The organism is Kocuria sediminis (assembly GCF_009735315.1).
Lineage (GTDB): Bacteria > Actinomycetota > Actinomycetes > Actinomycetales > Micrococcaceae > Kocuria > Kocuria turfanensis.
In genome coordinates this window covers 84,274-103,297 of sequence record NZ_WOGU01000005.1, presented here as the reverse complement: position 1 = coordinate 103,297, position 19,024 = coordinate 84,274, and the positions used below count along the sequence as shown (strand labels likewise).

Genomic DNA, 19,024 nt, shown 5'->3' with positions numbered 1-19,024 from the left:
TCCCGCCGCGGCGGGACCGGCCGGGCTCAGTAGCCGTTGGCGGAGAGCCACTCCTGGGCCGCGTCCGCCGGGCTGACCGGCTGGTCACCGCTGACCTTGCGGTTCAGGTCGATGAGGTCCTCCGTGGTGAGCTTGCCGGAGAGCTCGTTCAGGGCGTCCACGGCCTCCGGGGGCAGCCGGTCGGCCGCCGCCAGCGGGAGGACCTGCTGGGCGATGAAGTTGTTCTCCGGGTCCTCCAGCACCACGAGGTCGTTGTCGGCGATCGCCGGTGTGGTCGTGAAGATGTCGGCGACGTCCACGTCACCGTTGAGCAGGGCCTCGACGGTCAGGGGGCCACCGCCGTCGTTGATCGGCTCGAACGACTGCGGCACGCAGCCGTACTTCTCCTCGAGGCCGTCCAGGCCGTAGGCGCGCTCGGCGAACTCGGGCGGACCGGCGATCACCAGCTGGTCGCACACCGCCGCCATGTCGGCGATGCTCGTGAGCCCGTACTGCTCCGCGGTCTCCGGCGTGACGACCATCGCGTCCTTGTTCTGCGCCTCGGAGGGCTCCAGCACGGTGAGCCCCTCGGGGAGGGCGCCCGGCAGGGCGTCCATGATCTCCTCGGCGGAGCTCGCGGTGGCCTCGGGGTCGGCGAAGAGCAGGAGGTTGCCGGAGTAGTCCGGGACGACGTCCACGGACCCGTCCTGCACTGCCCCGACGTACGCCTCGCGGGCCCCGATCCCCAGGGACGTCTCCGTCTGGATCCCGGCGGACTCGAGCGCGCCGGCGTAGAGCTCGGCGACGATCTCGCTCTCGGGGAAGTCGGCGGAGCCCACGGTCACGGTCTCCGAGGACCCCGTGGAGGTCTCCTCGCCCCCGGCGAGCGGATCGCCGCCGGAGCCGCAGGCCGTCAGCCCCAGCAGCAGGGCGGCGCCCAGTGCCGGCCCGGCGGCGCGGCGGAGGGAAGCGGGAGCAGTGGTCATGGTGGTTCTCCTGTCGGTCGGTGCAGGCGGTGGTCGGTGCGGGCGGTGGATGTCGGAGGACGTCGGGCGGTCAGGGAGAGGCCGCGCGCAGGCCCGGCGAGGTGGACAGCCGCTGGGCCACGGCGAGCGCGGCGTCCACGGCGAGCGCGAGGACCGCCACGAGCACCACGGAGCCCAGCATCCGCGAGTAGTCGCGCACCGCCAGCCCGTCGATGAGGTAGCGGCCGAGCCCGCCGAGGTTGATGTAGGCGACCACGGTCACCGTCGCCACGACCTGCAGGGCGGCGTTGCGGATCCCGCCCAGGATCACCGGCAGCGCGTTGGGCAGCTCCACGCGGGCCAGCACCTGCCCCCCGGTCATGCCCATGGCCGTCCCGGCGTCCTTGAGGGCCGGGGAGACGTTCGCGATCCCGGCGTAGGTGCCGGAGAGGATCGGGGGGATCGCCAGCAGCACCAGGGCGATGATCGGAGGCACGAGCCCGAGCCCCAGCAGCAGGGTGAACAGGGTCAGCAGGCCGAGCGTCGGCAGGGCGCGCAGGGCTCCGGTCAGACCCACGACCAGGCCCGAGCCGCGTCCGGTGTGGCCCACCCACAGACCGAGCGGCACCGCCACGGCCAGGGCCACGGCCAGGGTGATGCCGCTGTAGGCGAGGTGCTCGAGCAGCCGGACCGGGATGCCGGCGGCGCCGGACCAGTTCTCGGGGTCCGTCAGCCAGGACAGGGCGGTGCCGACGAGGCTCATGCGACGGCTCCTCTGCGCACGCGCGGCACGGGCGGGCGGGTCCCGCCGGCCCGTTGCCACCGGGTCAGGGCGTGCCCGGCCCCGCGCAGCACCAGGTCGAGGAGCACGGCCAGGAGCACGGTGAGGGCGATGCCGACCACGATCTCCTCGAGGATGGAGCGGCGCAGCCCGTCGGTGAACAGGGTGCCGAGGGACTGCACGCCGATCACCGCGCCCACGCTGACCATGGAGATGTTGCTGACGGAGGCGACCCGGAGCCCGGCGACCAGGACGGGCACCGCGAGCGGCAGCTCCACCCCGAAGAACCGGCGCAGCGGGCGGTAGCCCATCGCGGTGGAGGCCTGCAGGACGTCCCGGTCCACGGACTCGAAGGCGTCCACGGAGGAGCGGACGAGGATGGCCACCACGTAGATCGTCAGGGCCACGACCACGTTGACCACCGAGGTGATCTGCGTGCCCAGCAGCAGGGGCAGGACCACGAACAGGGTCAGGGACGGGATCGTGTAGAGCAGGGACGAGCCCGTGACGAAGAGCGGGCGCAGCGTGCGGTTGCGGGCGCCCAGCCGGGCCACCGGGATCGCGATCAGGGCGCCGAGCAGCAGCGGGAGCACCGACTGGACGAGGTGCGCGCCCGTGAGCTCCAGGACGTAGGGCCAGTTCCGGCTCGTCCAGGTCACCGCGGGGTCCTCCCGCCGAGCCGGGCGTCCTGGATGGCGGCGATGATCTCGCCGGGCTCCATGACCCCGATCGCCCGCCCGTCGTCGTCGACCACCACGGCCAGGCCCGCGGGCGAGGACAGGGCGGCGTCCAGGGCGCTGCGCAGGGAGCCGCCGGGCCGGTGCAGGGTGCCGCCGACCACGGGGTCGGCCTCGGCCCCGGTGCGCACCCAGCCGCGCGGGGCGCCGTCGTCGTCGATCCGCAGGGTCCACCCCCCGGGGAAGGGACCGTCCCCGGGCCCGACGACGCCCGGGCTGCCGTCCGGGCGGAGGACCGCCACGGAGCGGACCGGGATGTCGCGGGCGGAGTCGAAGGTGAGGGAGCGGAAGCCGCGGTCGCGGCCCACGAAGTCCGCCACGAAGTCGTCGGCCGGCGCCCGCAGCAGCTCCTCCGGGGTGGCGTACTGGGCCAGGCGCCCGCCCGTGGCGAAGACGGCCACCTTGTTGCCGAGCAGGATCGCCTCGTCGATGTCGTGGGTGACGAACACGACCGTGCGGTGCAGCCGGCGCTGGAGGTCGAGCAGCTCCCGCTGCAGGTCCTGGCGCACCACGGGATCCACGGCGGAGAACGGCTCGTCCATGAGCAGGATCGGCGGATCGGCCGCGAGCGCCCGGGCCACGCCCACCCGCTGCTGCTGCCCCCCGGAGAGCTGGGACGGATAGCGGGAGCCCAGTCCCGCGTCGAGGCCGACCGTGGCCAGCAGCTCCCGGGCCCGCTCGCGCGCCTGCTTCTTCGGCACGCCGTTGAGCCGGGGGACGGTCGCGATGTTGTCGACCACGGTGCGGTGCGGCATCAGGCCCGACTGCTGCATGACGTAGCCCATGGAGCGGCGGAGCTCGTGGGCCGGCACGGAGGTGATGTCACGGCCCTCCACGGTGACGGTGCCGGAGGTGGGCTCCACCATGCGGTTGATCATCCGCAGGGACGTGGTCTTCCCGCAGCCGGACGGCCCCACGAAGACGGTCAGCGACCCCCGCGGGATCTCGAGGTCCAGGGCCTCCACGGCGGTCGTCCCGTCCGGGTAGGTCTTGCCGGCACCCTGGAAACGGATGGCGATGTCGGTCATGGAGATCCTCCCGTTGCCGTGCCGCCAGTATAGGCAAGGAGCTCCGGCGCCCGACTAGACTCGCGTCCACCGGAGCGGGCCGTCCGCACCCGGAGGAGGTGGGCGGTGCACAGCCTGGAACTGCTGCTCGGCGAGGACGCCGAGGTGTCCGTGCGCGCCGACTGGGACCGGCTGATCGAGGCGGGCCTGCCCAGCTCCGGCCGGCACCGTTCCCCGTCCAACCGCCCGCACATCACCGTGGTGGCCGCGCCTTCGCTGACCCCGGAGACGATCCCGGGCATCGACGAGCGGGTCGCCGCCGCCGCCGGGTTCGTCGACCTGCCGCTGGCCAGCGCCGGGGTGCTGCTGTTCGGCCCCGGGCGGGGCGGCTACGTGGTGGTCCGCCAGGTGGTGACCACCCCCGAGCTGCTCGAGCTCCACCGGCGGGTCTGCGACGCCGTCGGCACCGTGCCCGGGCAGGCCCGCACCTCCTTCCCCGGGGCCTGGACCCCGCACATCACCCTGGCCCGCCGGATGCGCCCGGACCAGGTGGCCGTGGCCCTCGACGTCCTCGAGCCGCACCCCGCGCCGCTGCGGGCGGTGTCCCTGCGCCGCTGGGACTCGGACGCCCGCACGGTGGTCCGGCTCGCCTGACCGGGCCGGAGCCCGGGTCCCGGCCCGGAGCTCCCCGCGGCGGGGACGGCTCCGGTGCGGCAGGGGCGCCGGAGCCGCGTAGGCTCGAGGCATGACGAGCGCACAGGACATCGCCGGCTGGATGGTCGACCGGATCCGCACCGAGGGACGGCTGTCCCAGGAGCAGGCCGTGCAGGAGATCCCGGAGACCTTCGGGACCGAGTGGGTCCGCACCCTGGAGAACGGGCACACCGCGATCAGCAAGGAGGTCCTCGCGGAGTTCCGCAAGGCCCACGGCGGCACGGTGCAGTGGGACCGGGACCGCCGCTTCTGGTCCGTCAAGGGCTGACCCCCGGGGCCCTCACCCCGATCCCGGGCCCGCCCTCAGCATCCGCTGCCCCATCTCCCGCAGGACCGTGGTGAGCTCCGGAGGGTCCAGGACCTCCAGCTCGAAGCCGGTCCGCACCAGGTGGAGGGCGATCTCGGCCAGGTCGTCCCCGCCCGCCTCGAGCACGCACGCGGCCGGGCCGTCGGCCGTGAGCCGCCCCGCCTGCGGCGGGACGACGTCTCCGGCGCGCTCCAGCGGCACGAGCAGGCGCACCCGCACGGTGTGCGCGTAGGCCCACGTGGTGACCGACCGGCGCACGTGCTCCTCCACGTCGGGCACCGGGCGCGGGACGAAGCGGAACGTGGTGGTGCGTCCGCCGTGGATCCGGTCCAGCCGGAACGTGCGCCAGTCGTCCCGGTCCACGTCCCAGGCGAACAGGTACCAGCGCCGGCCCAGGGACAGCACCCGGTACGGCTCGATCCGCCGCTCCGCGCGCCGCCCGTCCCGGGTCTCGTAGTCCAGCCGCACCAGCACCCGCGTCCGCACGGCCCGGGCCAGCAGGACCAGGACGTCCGCGTCCACACTCGGCCCGGCCGGGACGACGACGTCGACCGCTCCGGCCACGGCCGAGACCTCCTCGCGCAGACCCGGCGGCATCATCTGGTCCAGGGTCGTCAGCGTCCGCAGCGCGGCCTCGCCCAGCCCGTCGATCCCGGAGGCCGCCGCCAGCCGCAGCCCCACGGCCGCGGCCACCGCCTCCTCCGGCTGCAGCAGCAGGGGAGGCAGCCGGCGCCCCGGCCCCAGCCGGTAGCCGCCGCCGTGCCCCCGGTCCGCCGGCACGGGATAGCCCAGCTCCCGCAGCCGGTCGACGTCCCGGCGCACGGAGCGGACCGTGACGCCCAGCTCCGCGGCCAGCTCGGGCCCGGTCCACACCGGGCGGGACTGCAGCAGGGAGAGCAGGCGCAGGACGCGGCGGGTCGGATCCGTCATGGCACCAGTGTCCTCGCGGCAGCGGACAGGATCTGTCCGCTCCTGCGCGGACACTGGCTGCACGGCCCCGCACCCGCCGAGGGCCGGAACAGGAGGAAACCGCCATGCCCGACCTCGACGTCACCGCCTGCGCCACCGACCAGATCGAGTGGCACTGGACCCGTCAGCTGAGGCCCCGCCTCGCCGGCCTGACCGATGACGAGTACCTCTTCGACCCCACCGGCGGGTCCGCGTGGACGGTCCACCCCCGGGCGGAGCGGCGCACGCCGATGCAGGCGGGCCGCGGGGAGTTCGTGGTGGACTTCGCCGTCCCCGAGCCGGTGCCCGCGCCGTTCACGACCATCGCCTGGCGGATGGCCCACGTCGTCGTCGGGATCCTCGCGGTGCGCAGCCACGGGCACTTCGGCGGCCCGGAGGCCTCCTACCAGGACTGGGCCTACGCCGGCACCGCCGAGCAGGCCCTGGACCAGCTGGACCGCGAGTACGCGCGCTGGACGGCCGGGGTGCGCTCCCTGTCGGCAGCGGACCTGGCGCGCCCGTGCGGCCCGGCGGAGGGCCCGTACGCGGAGCTGCCGATGCTCGCGCTGGTGCTGCACATCAACCGCGAGCTGATCCACCACGGCGCGGAGCTCGCCCTGCTGCGCGACCTGTACGCCCACACCCGCTGAACCACCCGCTGACCCACCGCCCCGGACACCAGGAGACCACCATGCCGTTCCTCACCCGCACCGTCACCGACGAGCGCGACGCCCTCGCGACCTTCGCCGCCCAGCAGATCCGGCAGATCGCCACCACCCTGCAGGGGCTCGACGGCCGTCAGCTGCGGGCGACGCCCTCCGCCAGCGCCATGAGCCTGGGCGCGCTGGCCCGCCACGTCCTGTTCATCGGCGAGCACGGCGCCTTCGCCGAGCTGACGGATCCCGGCCGGACACCGGAGCAGCCGCAGGACGGCGCGGACTGGGCGGCCGGCGCGGTCCTGCCCGAGGCCGTGCGCCCGGCGGACACCGCCGAGTCGCTGCGCGCGGCCCTGCTCGCGCTGGCCGACCGTGTCGAGGCCGGTCTGCGCACCATGGATCCCGAGGCGCGGATCCCCGTCCCGAAGGCGCCCTGGTTCCCGCCCGACCTGGACACGTGGCCCGCCCGGTGGGTGGCGCTGCACATGGTCGAGGAGAACGCCCGGCACGCCGGGCACGCGGACATCCTGCGCGAGAGCATCGACGGCAGGACCGCCTACGAGCTCAACGCCCTGGCGGACGGGGAGGAGTGGCCTCCGGAGGGCTGACCGCCGGCAGCTCCCGCGGCACCAGGTGCCCGCCCGGGTACCGCGGCGAGGGTGGGCCCGTCCCCGGCAGCGCGCCCGGGCGTCCACCCCGAGGCGCGCCGGGACGTCGCCGAGGGTCCGTCAGACCTCCTGGTCCGCGAACTGGGTCTCGTACAACTCGGCGTAGCGCCCACCCGACGCCAGCAGCTCCGCGTGCCGGCCGCGCTCCACGATCCGGCCGCCCTCCACCACCAGGATCTGGTCGGCGGAGCGGATGGTCGAGAGCCGGTGGGCGATGACCAGGGCGGTGCGCCCCTCCATCGCCTCGCCCAGCGCGGCCTGCACGTAGGCCTCGTTGGTGGAGTCCAGCGCGGAGGTCGCCTCGTCGAGGATGACCACGCGCGGGGCGGCCAGCAGCAGGCGCGCGATCGTCAGCCGCTGGCGCTCACCGCCGGAGAGCCGGTAGCCGCGCTCGCCCACCACGGTGTCCAGCCCGTCCGGCAGGGCCCGGATCACGTGCTCCATCCTGGCCCGGGCCAGGGCGTCCCACAGCTGCTCGTCCGTGGCCTCGGGGCGCACCAGGGTGAGGTTCTCCCGGATCGACTCGTGGAACAGGTGCCCGTCCTGGGTGACCATCCCGATGGTCTCCCGCAGCGAGGCGAAGGTCACCTCCCGCACGTCCGTGCCGCCGATCCGCACGGCCCCGGAGGTGACGTCGTAGAGCCGGGCCACGAGCTGGGCGATGGTCGACTTGCCCGCGCCCGAGGAGCCCACGAGGGCGACGGTCTGCCCGGGCAGCACCGTGAAGCTCACCCCGTGCAGCACCTCCTCGCCGCCCCGGGAGTCGAGCACCGCGACGTCCTCGAGGGAGGCCAGGGAGACCTCCTCGGCGGAGGGGTAGGCGAAGCGGACGTCGTCGAACTCCACCGACGCCGGGCCGGGGGGCAGGGCCCGGGCCCCGGGCCGCTCCTGGATCAGGGGCACGAGGTCCAGGATCTCGAAGACGCGCTCGAAGCTGACCACGGCGCTCATGATGTCCATCCGGGCGTTGGCGAGCATCGTCAGCGGGGCGTAGAGCCGGGTGAGGAGCAGGGCGAGGGTCACGACGTCGCCGGCGTCCAGGTTGCCGAGGATGGCCTGCGCGCCGCCCAGCCCGTAGACCAGGGCCAGGGCCAGCGCGGACACCAGGGTGAGCGCGGTGACGAAGACGGTCTGCAGCATCGCCACCCGCACGCCGATGTCCCGCACGCGGCCGGCCCGGCGGGCGAACTCGGCGGACTCGGTCTCCGGCCGGCCGAAGAGCTTGACGAGGGTGGCGCCGCCGGCGGAGAACCGCTCGGTCATCTGCGTGGACATGGACGCGTTGTGCTGGGCCGCCTCCCGCTGGAGCCGGGCCAGACGCCCGCCCATGGCGCGGGCCGGGACCAGGAAGATCGGCAGCAGCAGCATGGACAGGGCCGTGACCTGCCACGAGATCGTGACCATGACGACGACGGTGAGCAGCAGCGAGACGATGTTGCTGACCACGCCGGAGAGCGTGTTGGAGAACGCCCGCTGCGCGCCGATGACGTCGTTGTTGAGCCGGGAGACGAGCGCCCCGGTGCGGGTGCGGGTGAAGAAGGCGATCGGCATCCGCTGCACGTGCTCGTAGACCGCGGTGCGCAGGTCGAGGATCAGCCCCTCCCCGATCCGGGAGGACAGCCAGCGGTTGACGATGCCCAGCGCGGCGTCCACCACCGCGACCGCGGCGATGGCCACGGCGAGCCACACGACCACGGAGACGTCGTCGCCGCCGGTGATGGCGTTGACCACGTCACCGGCCAGGATGGGCGTGACCACGCCCAGCAGGGCCGTGAGCACCGAGATCACCAGGAACACGGTGAGCGGGGAGCGGTGCGGGCGGGCGAAGACCACGATGCGCCGCAGGGTCGCCCGGTTGATCCGGCGGTCCTTGACCTCCTGACCCTGGACCGTCCGCCACAGGACCATGTACGGCGAGTTCTGCATGCTCATGGGTGAGCCCCCGATCTGCGGGGGTCGCCCGCGCTGGAACCGGCCCGGCGCCGTGGTGGTGCGCGCCGCGCCGGACCGATTTTACGCCCCCGTGCCGACACCGCCGCCGCGGGCCGGGCGGCGCGGCGGACCGACGGCGACGGACCCCGTGCCGCGGGACGCTGCGGCACGGGGTCCGTGGTTCCGGCCGCACGAGGGCCGGAACGGGTGCTGGGGATCAGGCGTGGGCGGCAGCCCGGCGCTTCGCGGCGAGCACGTGGTCCACCGACCAGCGGCCGGCACCGGTGAGGGCGAGGAGCAGCGTGCCCGCGGCGAGCAGCAGGACGAGCTCGAACCCGCCGTCGGCCGCGAAGAAGCCGGCGGGCAGGTGCACGAGGACGAGGGCCCCGAGCATGGTGAGGGCCAGGAGGGCGGCCACCACCCGGGTGCCCAGGCCGAGGACCAGCAGCGCCCCGCCGGCGAGCTCGAGCACGGCGACGGCCGGCGCCGCGACCTCGGCCAGCGGCACGCCCATCTGGGCGAACGACGCCTGGGTGCCGGCGAGGGTCCACTCGCTGACCTTCTGCCAGCCGTGGAGCAGGAACGTGAGGCCGAGGACGGCCCGCAGGACGGTCAGACCGAGGGTGGGGCCGGCGCCCGCGGCCGCCGCGGCCGGGACGGAGGAACGGGTGGCGGTGGCGCGCTCAGGCGTGTGTGTCGTGGACATGGTCCGACCCTAGCCGAAAATACTTTCCCCTACAACTTTTGCTGCCGCATGCTTATGGGGTCACAGCTGGTCGGCGGCCATGCCGCGGGCGGTGGGGCCCTGGGCGTCGTCCTCGACCAGACGCCCGATCAGGGCGAGCTGCTGGACCTGGACGGGGGTGAGCCGGTCGATCACCGTGCGGCGGACGTGGGCGACGTGACCCGGCGCCACCTGCTCGACCTTCTCCATGCCGCGGTCGGTGATCTCCGCGAGCACCACGCGCTTGTCCCTCTCGTCGCCCGTGCGCACCACGAGGTCGTCGCGCTCGAGGCGCGCCACGATCCGCGACAGCCGGGACTGCGAGGTGTTGGTGGCCGTGGCGAGGTCCGACATCCGCCGCCGCCGGTCCGGGGCCTCGGAGAGCATCGCCAGGACGAGGTACTCGGCGAGGCTGAGGTCGGCCTCGGCCTGCAACTGGGACTCGATGCTGCCGGGCAGGGTGAACATGATGGACACGAGCGCCAACCAGGCCTCGCGCTCCTCGGGGGACAGCCATCGGGTCTCGGTCATGGGCACGATTCTACGAGCCGGGACCCCGCCACCGGTCCCGCACCGCCCGCGCCCCATAATGGGAACCATGGACTCCCTCGGCACCTGGCCCCGGCCCGTTCCCGCGGACGATCGCGACTTCGACGTCCAGGTGATGAAGCGCCTGCGCACCGCGCACGGCGAGGACGGCGCCTCCGACCGTCCGTCGTGGGGCGAGAGGCTGGGCACCTCGATGCTGCTCGTGGTCCCGCTGCTGACCGCACTGGCCGTGGTCCTGCTGTGGCAGCAGTGGTCCCGCTCCGGGTCCGCGTGGCCGCTCGCGCTGATCGCCGCGATCCTCGTGGCCACCGCGCTGTGGTGGACGTCCCGGCTGCGCCGCGCCTTCGCCGCGGCCCAGGGGCGGCTCGGCTCCCGCCTGGCCCACGTGGTGGACCACGGGGTGGGCGTGGTCCGGGAGCTGACCCTGGAGCCCCTCACGGCGCAGGACGGTGCCGCCGCGGAGGCCCCCGAGGACGGTGGGCGGGTGCGTGCCCGCCTGGAGCTGTCCGTCAACCCGGTCCGCGGCTCCCGGTTCCGCACGGTGGTGGAGGCGGTCTACGACGCCGACGCGGCCCTGCTCCTGGAGGTCGGCTCGCACGGGCCGGTGCGCTTCCTGCGCGACGACCCCGAGGGCACCGCGGTGATCGACACACGGCTCTCCGAGGCGCAGGTCGAGCAGGTCTACCGGGGCGCCGCCCTCAACTGACGCCCTCCCGCTGCGCCCGGCGGGCCTCCGCCCGGCGCTCCTTCTCGATCCGCCGGCGCAGCTGCTCGCACAGGTCCTCCCCCGCCTGCAGCAGCTCCGGCAGGCGCTCCCGCTCGGTGGTCTGGGCGCGGAAGGCGTCCGTCACGCCCACCCCGTGCTCGGGCCGGCGGACCAGGTCGACCGCCTGCCCGGCTCGCACCGTGCCCGGTGCGAGCACCTTGAGGTAGGCCCCCGAGCGGCCGCGCTCCGTGAACCGCCGCAGCCACCCCCGCACCTGCATGACCCCGCGGAACGTGCCGCAGGGGATGCGCGCGTCGGTCACCTGCAGCAGCACGTCCCCGATCCGCCAGACCTCGCCCAGCCGGGCGCCGTCGACGTCGACGCCGGAGAGCGTGAGGTTCTCCCCGAACGAGCCGTCGGGCAGCTCCCGGCCCAGCTCCCGCGCCCAGAAGTCCAGCTCCTCGCGCGCGAACGCGTAGACCGCCTGGTCCGTGCCGCCGTGGTAGGTGCTGTTGCCGATGAAGTCCCCGGCCACCCCGGAGCCCAGGCCGCCCTTGCGCGGTCCGGGCTCGCGGATCTCCACGGGACCCGCCACCGGGCGCTTGCGGATGCCGGTGGGCAGGGAGGACCGGGCGGGGTTCTCCTCGGCCCGGCCGACGTTGACGCTGCGGACGTGTGCGGTCATGGCCGGCGGTCCTCCCCGGGGTCGGGGACCCCCTCGGTGCCCTCCGCGAACCCGCGGTGGTGCGTCGGAGGATACACGGCGGGATCCGGGTGGCAGGGTGTCAGCGCGGGTGGCGGAGCGCCTTGGAGCCGGTGTGCGGCACGGTGGGGGTCGCGGCCGTCTCGGCCTCCGGCTCGACGGGCGCCCGGCGCAGGCCCCCCTCGGGGCGGCCCCCCGGGGCACCGCCGTCCGGGTCGTCGGCGAGCTCGTCACCGAGTTCGTCGCCGAGCTCGCCGGCGGGGCGCCGGGTGCGCGGCGCCCTCGAGGGCAGGGACGGGCGGCGCCGGCCGGCCGCGCGCGGGGCGTCGTGGATCTCGGTGACGGACACGGCCATCGCGTTGAGCGCGAGGCCGAGGAGCACGAACACCCACGCCGCGACGGGGTACCACGCCAGGCCGAGGAGCACTCCGATCACGATGAGGGCGATGGAGGTCAGGTAGGCCGGGGTGAGAACGCGCTGGACGTTGAACTTCATGGGTTCCATTCCATCACGCGCGCGCGTGGATCGACCAACGCGCCCGGTCGATTCCCGGCCCGCACCCAGGGTGGCGGCCGGCCGAGGGGCGGACCGTGGCACTGGCGGCCCTCCGCGTATACCGTGGGCGGCATGGACGACCTGGATCCCGAGCTGCTCGAGCTCGCCCGTTCCGCCCGCACGGTCACCGTGCTCTCCGGCGCCGGCATGTCGGCGGAGAGCGGAGTGCCCACGTTCCGCGACGCCGGGACGGGACTGTGGGCCCGGTGGTCCCCGGAGGAGCTGGCCACGCCCGAGGCCTGGGAGGCCGACCCGGAGCTCGTGTGGTCCTGGTACCTGTGGCGGGCGCGGCAGCTGCGCCGGCTGCGCCCCAACGCCGGGCACCGGGCGATCGCCCGGTGGGCCGAGCGGGCCCGGGTGCAGGTGGTCACCCAGAACGTGGACGACCTCCACGAGCGGGCCGGCTCGGAGGTCCTCGCCCACCTGCACGGCAGCCTGTTCGCCTTCCGCTGCTCGGCCTGCGGCGCGCCCTTCCCCGAGGCCCTCGTCCCCGGCCTGTCCCCGGAGCGCTCGGCGGACCTGCAGGAGCCGATCCGCGAGCGCCCGCCGGTGTGCCCGGCGTGCGGCGGGGCCGTCCGGCCCTCGGTCGTCTGGTTCGGGGAGCTGCTGCCCGAGGGCGCCCTGGAGCGCGGCGCCGACGCCGTGGCGGAGGCCGACCTCGTGCTCGTGGTGGGCACCTCGGGGCTGGTGCAGCCCGCGGCCTCCCTCCCGCTGCTCGCCGCCGGCCGCGGGGTCCCCGTGGTGGAGGTCAATCCCGAGGACACGGCCCTCACGCCCCACGCGGACTGGGCCGTGCGGGCCCGCTCCGCCGAGGCGCTGCCCCGCCTCCTGCCCGAGCTGCCGCCCGAGCTCCCGCCCGCAGGGATCCGTCCCGCACCGTCCCGGTGAGCGCCCACGGCGCCGCGTCGGGCGCCGGGCACTGATAGCTGAGAGCAGAAAGCAGCCTGGTCTTCTTGTCACGGACCCCCGGCAGCCACAGACTGAACGACGGACACCGGCTCCGGGACCCCGTCCCGGAGCCCACCCCTTCCAGCCACCGGCTGGCTCCCCACGAAAGGCACGGTCCATGACCCAGTCCATGACGCAGTCCCCCACCCTGCCCCTGCACGACGGCAGGACCATCCCGCAGCTCGGCTACGGTGTCTGGCAGGTCGACGCCGACATCGCCGAGGACGTGGTGGGCCAGGCCCTCCGGGCCGGCTACCGGCACATCGACACCGCCAAGATCTACGGCAACGAGGAGGGCGTCGGCCGGGCCATCGCCAACAGCGGCATCCCGCGCGAGGAGATCTTCGTGACCACCAAGCTGTGGAACGAGGACCACGGCTACGACTCGGCGCTGCAGGCGATCGACGCCTCCCTGGAGCGCCTCGGCCTGGAGTACGTGGACCTCTACCTCATCCACTGGCCCACGCCGAAGCGCGGGAAGTACCTGGAGACCTGGAAGGCCTTCCAGGAGATCCGCGACAGCGGCAAGGCCCGCTCGATCGGCGTCTCCAACTTCCCCCGGGAGGAGCTGCAGGAGATCATCGACGAGACCGGCGTGGTCCCGGTGGTGAACCAGGTGGAGCTGCACCCCTACTTCAACCAGGCCGCGCTGCGCGACTTCAACGCCTCCCACGGCATCCTCACCGAGGCGTGGTCCCCCCTGGGCCAGGGCGGCGACCTGCTGAAGGACCCGGCCATCGCCTCGATCGCCCGCAAGCACGGCGCGACCCCGGGCCAGGTCATCATCGCCTGGCACCTGGCGATCGGGAACGTGGTCTTCCCCAAGACCGTCACCCCCGAGCGGATCCGCGAGAACTTCGCGGCCCTCGACGTGCGGCTGGACCCCGAGGACGTCGAGGCGATCAACGGCCTCGACAACGGCGGGCGCATCGGCTCGGACCCGAAGGACTTCAACTGAGCCCTCGACGTCCGGGGACGGTTCCCCGCCCCTGACGCCCGCCCGCACCGGTGCTCACCGGTGCGGGCGGTGTCCTGCCCGGTGCGGGTCGGCCACGCGGTAGGTCTCCTGGACCAGCCCGCCCGGGAAGGACCGCACGTCCACCAGCTCCAGCGGGACGTCCGTGCCCGCCCCGGCGAACGGGGAGATGCCCTCCCGCAGCAGCACCGGCACGCGGGTCAGCACGAGATCGGCGATCCGGCCGGCGTCGAGGAAGGAGCGGATCGTGGCGCCGCCGTCCACGTAGACGTGGCGGGCGCCCAGGGCGTCGAGCAGCTCGACCGCCCGGGGCACGGACGTGGCCCACCGCACCGGGGGAGCCCCCGCCTCCGGGCCCGGGCCTCCGGAGCCGAGCACCACGACGGGACGCCCGCCGTAGGGCCAGTCCCCGAAACCCAGGACCTGCTCGTAGGTGACGCGGCCGAGGACCACGGCGTCGATCCCGGCCATGAACGCCTCGTAGCCCAGGTCCCCGGCCCCCGCCTCCGCGGCGGCGGCCCCGCGGCTCTCGAGCCAGGCCAGGTCTCCGTCCGGACGGGCGATGTACCCGTCCACGCTGACCCCGATGTACACGTGCCCGGCCCAGCCGGACCTGCCCCGCCCGGCGTCCTCGTCCCGCCCCGTCCCCACGTTGCTCCTCCTCGTCCCGCCTCCGCGGCCGACCGGTCCCCACGCTAGCCCGGCGGCGGAGCGGCGGAACGGCCCGTGACAGAACCGTTGCACGGCGGCCGGGCCCGCCCGGCCCGGCCGCCGATTGGTGCGGAACCGGTCGACGGGTGAACCATGGTGGTCATGAACACCGACACCTCCCGGGCGGGCGACGGCACCACCAGTGCCGCCGCCCCGCACGGCACCCCCGACAACATCCCGGGCGCGGACCTGCCCCGCCCCGCGGGAAAGACTTTCTTCGGCCAGCCCCGCATGCTGGCGAACCTGTTCAGCGTGGAGCTGTGGGAGCGCTTCTCCTTCTACGGCATGCAGGGCATCGTCCTGCTCTACATGTACTTCGCCACGACCGAGGGCGGGCTGGGCATCGACCAGTCGACCGCCGCCGGCATCGTGGGCGCCTACGGCGGCGCCGTCTACCTGTTCGCCATCCTCGGCGGGTGGGTGGCCGACCGGCTGCTCGGCTCCGAGCGCACCATGTTCGTCAGCGGCGTGCTCATCATGGCCGGGCACATCTCGCTGGCCCTCCTCCCTGCGGTTACCGGCCTGGCGATCGGGCTGATCCTCATCGCCGTCGGCTCGGGCGGGCTCAAGGCCACGATCACCAATCTCGTGGGTTCCCTCTACGAGCGCCGGGACCCGCGCCGGGACGCCGGGTTCTCGATCTTCTACATGGGCGTCAACATCGGCGGCCTGACCGGCCCGCTGCTGACCGGCCTCGCGCAGCAGACGTGGGGCTTCCACCTCGGCTTCGGCCTCGCCGCGATCGGCATGGCGTTCGGGCTCACCCAGTACGCGCTGGGCCGGCGCCGGCTGCCCGGCGAGGTCCACCACGTGCCCAACCCCCTGCCCCGCAGCCAGTACGGCCGGTGGATCGGCGTCGCGGTCGCCGCGCTCGCCGTGGTCGCGGCGGCCGTGCTCACGGGCCTGCTCAACGCGGGCAACCTGGCGGACGTCGTGGTGGCCGTGACCGTGCTGGCGGCCGTGGCCCTGTTCGTGCTCCTGCTCACCAGCGCGAAGGTCGACGACGACGAGCGCTCCCGCGTGCGGTCGTTCATCCCGATGTTCATCGGCTCGGCCGCCTTCTGGGCGCTGTTCCAGCAGCAGTTCACCGTGATCACCATCTACTCCGACACCCGGCTGGACCGGACCCTGGGGGACTGGACCATGCCGATCTCCTGGGTGCAGTCCTTCAATCCGTTCTTCATCATCCTGCTCGCCCCGGTGTTCGCGGTGCTGTGGACGCGCCTGGGCGACCGGCAGCCGTCGACCCCCGCCAAGTTCGGTCTCGGCATCATCCTGATGGGGTCCGCGTTCCTGATCTTCCTGCCGATGGTCGGGGTGTCCTCCGTGCCGGTGCTGTGGGCCGCGCTGATCCTGCTCGTCGCCACCCTCGGCGAGCTGCTGGTCTCCCCGGTCGGGCTCTCCCTGTCCACCCGGCTGGCCCCCCGGGCCTATCCGGTGCTGATGGTCTCCCTGTTCTACCTCTCCGTGGCCCTGGGCACCGCTCTGTCCGGGTCCCTGGCCGGGTACTACAGCGAGCAGTCGGAGGCCGCCTACTTCGGCGCCCTCGGCGCGGTGACGATCGTCATCGGCGCGGGCCTGCTGGTGCTCTCCCCGTGGATCCGCCGCCGGATGCGGGGGGTGCGCTGACCGGGTCCTGACCCCCGGCGGCACCCGACCGGACTCCGTCGCACGGCGCCCGGCTGGGTTCCGGCCCGGGGGACGGTGCCGGCCGGGTCCCCGGCCGCGGCGGGCGGTTCCCTCCTCTCGTCCTCCGGCGCTGCTGCGCCGGAGGACGAGCCCCGGCTCAGCCGCCCGCGATCTGCGCGACCACGTCCGCCGCGGGGCACTCCCGCGCCGCGGCGAAGGCCGTTCCCGCCCACAGCGAGATGGCCTCGGGGTCCCCGGCTGCCGCCGCTGCCGCCCGCAACGGCTTCGTCAGCTGGTTGACCTCGGGATATGCCGCTGGAGCAATATTCGAGTAGCGGTCGATGAAACCGTTGCGCAGACCCCGGGCCAGGCGGCCGGAGAACGCCCGGGTCACGACCGTCTCCCGGTAGCGGCCCGAGCCGAGGGCCTCCCGGTACGCGGCGGAGGTCCCGGCCTCGTGGGTGCGCAGCAGCAGCGTGCCGACCTGGACCGCATCCGCCCCGGCGGCCCGGACGGCCGCCGCGTCCGCGGGCGAGGCGATGCCTCCGGCCGCCACGAGCGGTAGGTCGACCGCGGCGCGGACCGCCGCGACGAGCTCGGCCAGGGTCTCCTCGCCCGCCACGTCCTCCGTACGGTGCGTGCCCCGGTGACCGCCGGCGGCCGGGCCCTGCACGGTGAGCAGGTCGGCGCCGGCCCGGGCCGCCGCCTCCGCCTCCGGGACCGAGGTCACCGTGACGGACGTCGTGCTGCCCACCGCCGCCAGCCGGTCCAGGACGGACGCCGCCGGCAGGCCGAAGGTGAACGAGACCACCGGCACCCGCAGCTGCTCGAGGAGCTCGAGCTTGGCGGTCCAGCCGTCGTCGTCGGCCGGGTCCGTGGCGGGCAGCTCCACCCCGTAGTTCCGCGCCGCCTCCTGCAGCGCCTCCCGGTAGGCGGCGACCGACCGGTGCACGGCCGGGTCCACGGCGGCGCCCGGTGCGGCGGTGTTCGCGGCCTGCGGCACGAAGACGTTCACCCCGAACGGGCCGCCGGTCAGCGCCCGGACCTCCTCGACGTCCGCCCGGACCCCTGCGGCCGGTCGGTTGCCGGCGGCGAGGAACCCCAGGCCGCCCGCGGCGGTGACCGCCGCGGCCAGCGCGGGCGTCGACGGCCCGCCCGCCATCGGGGCGCCCACGAACGGGACGGAGAGGTCGGGCAGCCGGAAGCGGGGCGCGATGCTGGTCATGGCACCCAGGCTAGGAACACGCGGGGCCCGCGTCACCCCCTGCGCCGTGCCCCGGCCGTGGCATAGGCTGTGCGCAGACCACCGTCCGGCCGGGCGTGCGCCGGGCACGACCGATTCGAGGCACCCGATGGCCCAGTCCGCCGACTCCAAGACCCGGTCCCGTCCGCAGCCGGAGCTCAAACGGGTGATGGGCCCGGGGCTGCTCCTGCTGTTCATCGTCGGGGACATCCTCGGCACCGGCGTGTACGCCCTCACCGGCAACATCGCCGGGGAGATCGGCGGCGCCGCCTGGGCCCCGATCCTCGTGGCCTTCGTGGTGGCGACCATCACCGCGTTCTCCTACCTGGAGCTGGTGACCAAGTACCCCGGGGCCTCCGGCGCCGCCCTGTACACGCACAAGGCCTTCGGCATCCACTTCATCACGTTCCTGGTGACCTTCGCCGTGCTCAGCTCGGGGCTGACCTCGGCGTCCACCGCGGCCTCCGCCGTGGCCTCGAACTTCGCCCGCGGCTTCGGCCTGGAGGTGGGCACCACCGGGATCACCGTGATCGCCGTGAGCTTCATCGCGATCCTCGCCGCGATCAACATCCGGGGCGTGACCGAGGGACTGGCCTTCAACGTGGTCCTCACCTCGATCGAGCTCACCGGCCTGCTCATCGTGATCCTCGTCGGGTTCTGGGCGTCCTTCCAGGGCAAGGCGGACTTCAGCCAGACCATGATCTTCGAGACCTCCGAGGACAAGGGCATCTTCCTGGCGCTGACCGCCGTGACCTCGCTGGCGTTCTTCTCCTTCGTGGGGTTCGAGGACTCCGTGAACATGGTCGAGGAGACCAAGAACCCCAGCCGCGACTTCCCGCGCGTGATGCTCTTCGGCCTGGGCGTCACGGGCGCCGTCTACCTCCTGGTCTCGATCTTCACCGTGGCGGTCGTGCCCATCGGCGTGCTCGGGGAGTCCACCACGCCGCTGCTGGACATGGTCCGGATCGGGGCCCCCAACATCCCGATCGACACCATCTACCCGTTCCTGACGATCTTCGCCGTGGCCAACACCGCCCTGATCAACATGCTCATGGCCTCCCGCCTGCTCTACGGCATGGCGCGGCAGGGCGTGCTCCCGGACTTCCTGGGGCACGTGCTGCACGGGCGCCGGACCCCCTGGTCCGCGATCGTGTTCACCACCCTGCTCGCCATGGGCCTGATCGTCGTGATCAACAATCTCCTCGGCAGCGGGACGGCGAGCGCCCTCGGCGGCACCACCGCGCTCCTGCTCCTCGGAGTGTTCACCATCGTCAACATCGCGGCGATCGTCCTGCGGAAGGACCACGGTCCCACGCACGACTACTTCCACGCCCCGCGGGTCCTGCCGTACCTCGGCGCGCTCACGTGCGCCTACCTCGTGGGGCCGTGGGCGCAGGACCCCATCGAGTACCAGATCGCGGTGGTCCTGCTGCTGATCGGCCTGGGCCTGTGGATCGTCAACTTCGTCTACGACCGGCTGTTCCTCGGCCGCAAGGTGCGCTTCGAGCATCCCGAGGACCTCGCCCGGATGGAGGACGAGCCCGGGGGCGGGGACCCGCACCGCACCCAGTGACCCGGTCCGCCC

At 74.0% G+C, this 19,024-nt stretch carries 21 protein-coding genes; 9 read left to right on the top strand and 12 right to left on the bottom strand.

Going from position 1 to position 19,024, the window contains the following annotated elements:
* Positions 1-26 precede the first annotated feature (26 nt).
* From GMA12_RS07485 to GMA12_RS07470, 4 genes are all read right to left on the bottom strand, one after another.
* Positions 27-965: an ABC transporter substrate-binding protein gene (locus GMA12_RS07485; protein ID WP_156268677.1), complete on the bottom strand. Its 939-nt coding sequence runs from the start codon at positions 963-965 to the stop codon at positions 27-29.
* A gap of 70 nt (positions 966-1,035) precedes the next feature.
* Positions 1,036-1,707 (bottom strand): ABC transporter permease, encoded by a 672-nt coding sequence (locus tag GMA12_RS07480; RefSeq protein ID WP_156268675.1) that lies wholly within the window; start codon positions 1,705-1,707, stop codon positions 1,036-1,038.
* Positions 1,704-2,384: an ABC transporter permease gene (locus GMA12_RS07475; protein ID WP_162459610.1), complete on the bottom strand. Its 681-nt coding sequence runs from the start codon at positions 2,382-2,384 to the stop codon at positions 1,704-1,706. Before GMA12_RS07475 ends, GMA12_RS07480 begins: the two co-directional genes overlap by 4 nt.
* Positions 2,381-3,490: an ABC transporter ATP-binding protein gene (locus GMA12_RS07470; RefSeq protein ID WP_156268673.1), complete on the bottom strand. Its 1,110-nt coding sequence runs from the start codon at positions 3,488-3,490 to the stop codon at positions 2,381-2,383. The genes GMA12_RS07475 and GMA12_RS07470 overlap by 4 nt, the downstream gene beginning before the upstream one ends.
* A 105-nt stretch (positions 3,491-3,595) precedes the next feature.
* On the opposite strand from GMA12_RS07470, the gene GMA12_RS07465 reads away from it, so the two are divergent.
* A complete protein-coding gene (locus tag GMA12_RS07465; RefSeq protein ID WP_156268671.1) occupies positions 3,596-4,123 on the top strand; it encodes a 2'-5' RNA ligase family protein in 528 nt (175 codons plus the stop codon).
* Positions 4,124-4,214: 91 nt separating this feature from the next.
* Entirely contained in the window at positions 4,215-4,451 is a 237-nt protein-coding gene (locus GMA12_RS07460; RefSeq protein WP_156268669.1) for a DUF6953 family protein, read from the top strand.
* 12 nt (positions 4,452-4,463) lie between these two features.
* Here the strand turns inward: GMA12_RS07460 and GMA12_RS07455 are convergent, their stop codons facing one another.
* On the bottom strand, positions 4,464-5,420 hold the full coding sequence (locus GMA12_RS07455) for a helix-turn-helix transcriptional regulator (RefSeq protein WP_156268667.1): 957 nt from the start codon (positions 5,418-5,420) through the stop codon (positions 4,464-4,466).
* A gap of 104 nt (positions 5,421-5,524) precedes the next feature.
* Between GMA12_RS07455 and GMA12_RS07450 the strand changes: the two genes are divergently transcribed.
* Both GMA12_RS07450 and GMA12_RS07445 read left to right on the top strand, forming a co-directional pair.
* On the top strand, positions 5,525-6,088 hold the full coding sequence (locus GMA12_RS07450) for a DinB family protein (protein WP_156268665.1): 564 nt from the start codon (positions 5,525-5,527) through the stop codon (positions 6,086-6,088).
* Positions 6,089-6,129: 41 nt separating this feature from the next.
* On the top strand, positions 6,130-6,702 hold the full coding sequence (locus GMA12_RS07445) for a mycothiol transferase (protein WP_156268663.1): 573 nt from the start codon (positions 6,130-6,132) through the stop codon (positions 6,700-6,702).
* A gap of 120 nt (positions 6,703-6,822) precedes the next feature.
* Here GMA12_RS07445 and GMA12_RS07440 read toward each other — a convergent pair whose 3' ends face one another.
* The 3 genes from GMA12_RS07440 to GMA12_RS07430 form a co-directional block, all read right to left on the bottom strand.
* Positions 6,823-8,694: an ABC transporter ATP-binding protein gene (locus tag GMA12_RS07440; protein ID WP_170301033.1), complete on the bottom strand. Its 1,872-nt coding sequence runs from the start codon at positions 8,692-8,694 to the stop codon at positions 6,823-6,825.
* A gap of 217 nt (positions 8,695-8,911) precedes the next feature.
* The gene (locus tag GMA12_RS07435; RefSeq protein WP_156268661.1) at positions 8,912-9,400 is read right to left on the bottom strand and encodes a DoxX family protein; all 489 of its coding nucleotides are present in this window, start codon (positions 9,398-9,400) and stop codon (positions 8,912-8,914) included.
* A 60-nt stretch (positions 9,401-9,460) separates the two neighbouring features.
* Complete coding sequence (locus tag GMA12_RS07430; RefSeq protein ID WP_156268659.1) at positions 9,461-9,949, bottom strand: MarR family winged helix-turn-helix transcriptional regulator; 489 nt, start codon at positions 9,947-9,949, stop codon at positions 9,461-9,463.
* A 67-nt stretch (positions 9,950-10,016) separates the two neighbouring features.
* Between GMA12_RS07430 and GMA12_RS07425 the strand changes: the two genes are divergently transcribed.
* The gene (locus GMA12_RS07425; protein WP_240898690.1) at positions 10,017-10,673 is read left to right on the top strand and encodes a hypothetical protein; all 657 of its coding nucleotides are present in this window, start codon (positions 10,017-10,019) and stop codon (positions 10,671-10,673) included.
* Here GMA12_RS07425 and GMA12_RS19265 read toward each other — a convergent pair.
* On the bottom strand, positions 10,666-11,358 hold the full coding sequence (locus GMA12_RS19265) for an MOSC domain-containing protein (RefSeq protein WP_156268655.1): 693 nt from the start codon (positions 11,356-11,358) through the stop codon (positions 10,666-10,668). The two genes, GMA12_RS07425 and GMA12_RS19265, sit on opposite strands and share 8 nt — an antisense overlap.
* Before the next feature lie 100 nt (positions 11,359-11,458).
* Positions 11,459-11,872 carry a hypothetical protein gene (locus GMA12_RS07415; RefSeq protein WP_156268653.1) on the bottom strand — a complete coding sequence of 138 codons (414 nt, stop codon included), beginning with the start codon at positions 11,870-11,872 and terminating at the stop codon, positions 11,459-11,461.
* 132 nt (positions 11,873-12,004) lie between these two features.
* On the opposite strand from GMA12_RS07415, the gene GMA12_RS07410 reads away from it, so the two are divergent.
* Both GMA12_RS07410 and GMA12_RS07405 read left to right on the top strand, forming a co-directional pair.
* Complete coding sequence (locus tag GMA12_RS07410) at positions 12,005-12,820, top strand: NAD-dependent deacylase (protein ID WP_156268651.1); 816 nt, start codon at positions 12,005-12,007, stop codon at positions 12,818-12,820.
* Between the two features lie 190 nt (positions 12,821-13,010).
* Entirely contained in the window at positions 13,011-13,838 is an 828-nt protein-coding gene (locus GMA12_RS07405; RefSeq protein ID WP_156268945.1) for an aldo/keto reductase, read from the top strand.
* A 54-nt stretch (positions 13,839-13,892) separates the two neighbouring features.
* On the opposite strand, the gene GMA12_RS07400 is transcribed toward GMA12_RS07405, so the two are convergent.
* Positions 13,893-14,507: a dihydrofolate reductase family protein gene (locus GMA12_RS07400; RefSeq protein ID WP_162459609.1), complete on the bottom strand. Its 615-nt coding sequence runs from the start codon at positions 14,505-14,507 to the stop codon at positions 13,893-13,895.
* Between the two features lie 162 nt (positions 14,508-14,669).
* Here GMA12_RS07400 and GMA12_RS07395 point away from each other — a divergent pair, with 162 nt between their 5' ends.
* Entirely contained in the window at positions 14,670-16,196 is a 1,527-nt protein-coding gene (locus GMA12_RS07395) for a peptide MFS transporter (protein ID WP_156268649.1), read from the top strand.
* Between the two features lie 157 nt (positions 16,197-16,353).
* On the opposite strand, the gene GMA12_RS07390 is transcribed toward GMA12_RS07395, so the two are convergent.
* Complete coding sequence (locus GMA12_RS07390; protein ID WP_156268647.1) at positions 16,354-17,421, bottom strand: nitronate monooxygenase; 1,068 nt, start codon at positions 17,419-17,421, stop codon at positions 16,354-16,356.
* A 127-nt stretch (positions 17,422-17,548) separates the two neighbouring features.
* On the opposite strand from GMA12_RS07390, the gene GMA12_RS07385 reads away from it, so the two are divergent.
* Positions 17,549-19,012, top strand: a complete 1,464-nt coding sequence (locus GMA12_RS07385; RefSeq protein WP_240898689.1) for an APC family permease — start codon at positions 17,549-17,551, stop codon at positions 19,010-19,012.
* The last annotated feature ends 12 nt before the right edge of the window (positions 19,013-19,024 follow it).

What these genes read in the sequence shown, in the direction of transcription:
- GMA12_RS19265 (WP_156268655.1), bottom strand. Translation starts at nt 11,358, where the DNA reads ATGACCGCACACGTCCGCAGCGTCAACGTCGGCCGGGCCGAGGAGAAC.
- GMA12_RS07440 (WP_170301033.1), bottom strand. Translation starts at nt 8,694, where the DNA reads ATGAGCATGCAGAACTCGCCGTACATGGTCCTGTGGCGGACGGTCCAG.
- GMA12_RS07395 (WP_156268649.1), top strand. Translation starts at nt 14,670, where the DNA reads ATGAACACCGACACCTCCCGGGCGGGCGACGGCACCACCAGTGCCGCC.
- GMA12_RS07485 (WP_156268677.1), bottom strand. Translation starts at nt 965, where the DNA reads ATGACCACTGCTCCCGCTTCCCTCCGCCGCGCCGCCGGGCCGGCACTG.
- GMA12_RS07390 (WP_156268647.1), bottom strand. Translation starts at nt 17,421, where the DNA reads ATGACCAGCATCGCGCCCCGCTTCCGGCTGCCCGACCTCTCCGTCCCG.
- GMA12_RS07410 (WP_156268651.1), top strand. Translation starts at nt 12,005, where the DNA reads ATGGACGACCTGGATCCCGAGCTGCTCGAGCTCGCCCGTTCCGCCCGC.
- GMA12_RS07430 (WP_156268659.1), bottom strand. Translation starts at nt 9,949, where the DNA reads ATGACCGAGACCCGATGGCTGTCCCCCGAGGAGCGCGAGGCCTGGTTG.
- GMA12_RS07435 (WP_156268661.1), bottom strand. Translation starts at nt 9,400, where the DNA reads ATGTCCACGACACACACGCCTGAGCGCGCCACCGCCACCCGTTCCTCC.
- GMA12_RS07455 (WP_156268667.1), bottom strand. Translation starts at nt 5,420, where the DNA reads ATGACGGATCCGACCCGCCGCGTCCTGCGCCTGCTCTCCCTGCTGCAG.
- GMA12_RS07385 (WP_240898689.1), top strand. Translation starts at nt 17,549, where the DNA reads ATGGCCCAGTCCGCCGACTCCAAGACCCGGTCCCGTCCGCAGCCGGAG.
- GMA12_RS07480 (WP_156268675.1), bottom strand. Translation starts at nt 1,707, where the DNA reads ATGAGCCTCGTCGGCACCGCCCTGTCCTGGCTGACGGACCCCGAGAAC.
- GMA12_RS07470 (WP_156268673.1), bottom strand. Translation starts at nt 3,490, where the DNA reads ATGACCGACATCGCCATCCGTTTCCAGGGTGCCGGCAAGACCTACCCG.
- GMA12_RS07445 (WP_156268663.1), top strand. Translation starts at nt 6,130, where the DNA reads ATGCCGTTCCTCACCCGCACCGTCACCGACGAGCGCGACGCCCTCGCG.
- GMA12_RS07415 (WP_156268653.1), bottom strand. Translation starts at nt 11,872, where the DNA reads ATGAAGTTCAACGTCCAGCGCGTTCTCACCCCGGCCTACCTGACCTCC.
- GMA12_RS07425 (WP_240898690.1), top strand. Translation starts at nt 10,017, where the DNA reads ATGGACTCCCTCGGCACCTGGCCCCGGCCCGTTCCCGCGGACGATCGC.
- GMA12_RS07405 (WP_156268945.1), top strand. Translation starts at nt 13,011, where the DNA reads ATGACGCAGTCCCCCACCCTGCCCCTGCACGACGGCAGGACCATCCCG.
- GMA12_RS07460 (WP_156268669.1), top strand. Translation starts at nt 4,215, where the DNA reads ATGACGAGCGCACAGGACATCGCCGGCTGGATGGTCGACCGGATCCGC.
- GMA12_RS07450 (WP_156268665.1), top strand. Translation starts at nt 5,525, where the DNA reads ATGCCCGACCTCGACGTCACCGCCTGCGCCACCGACCAGATCGAGTGG.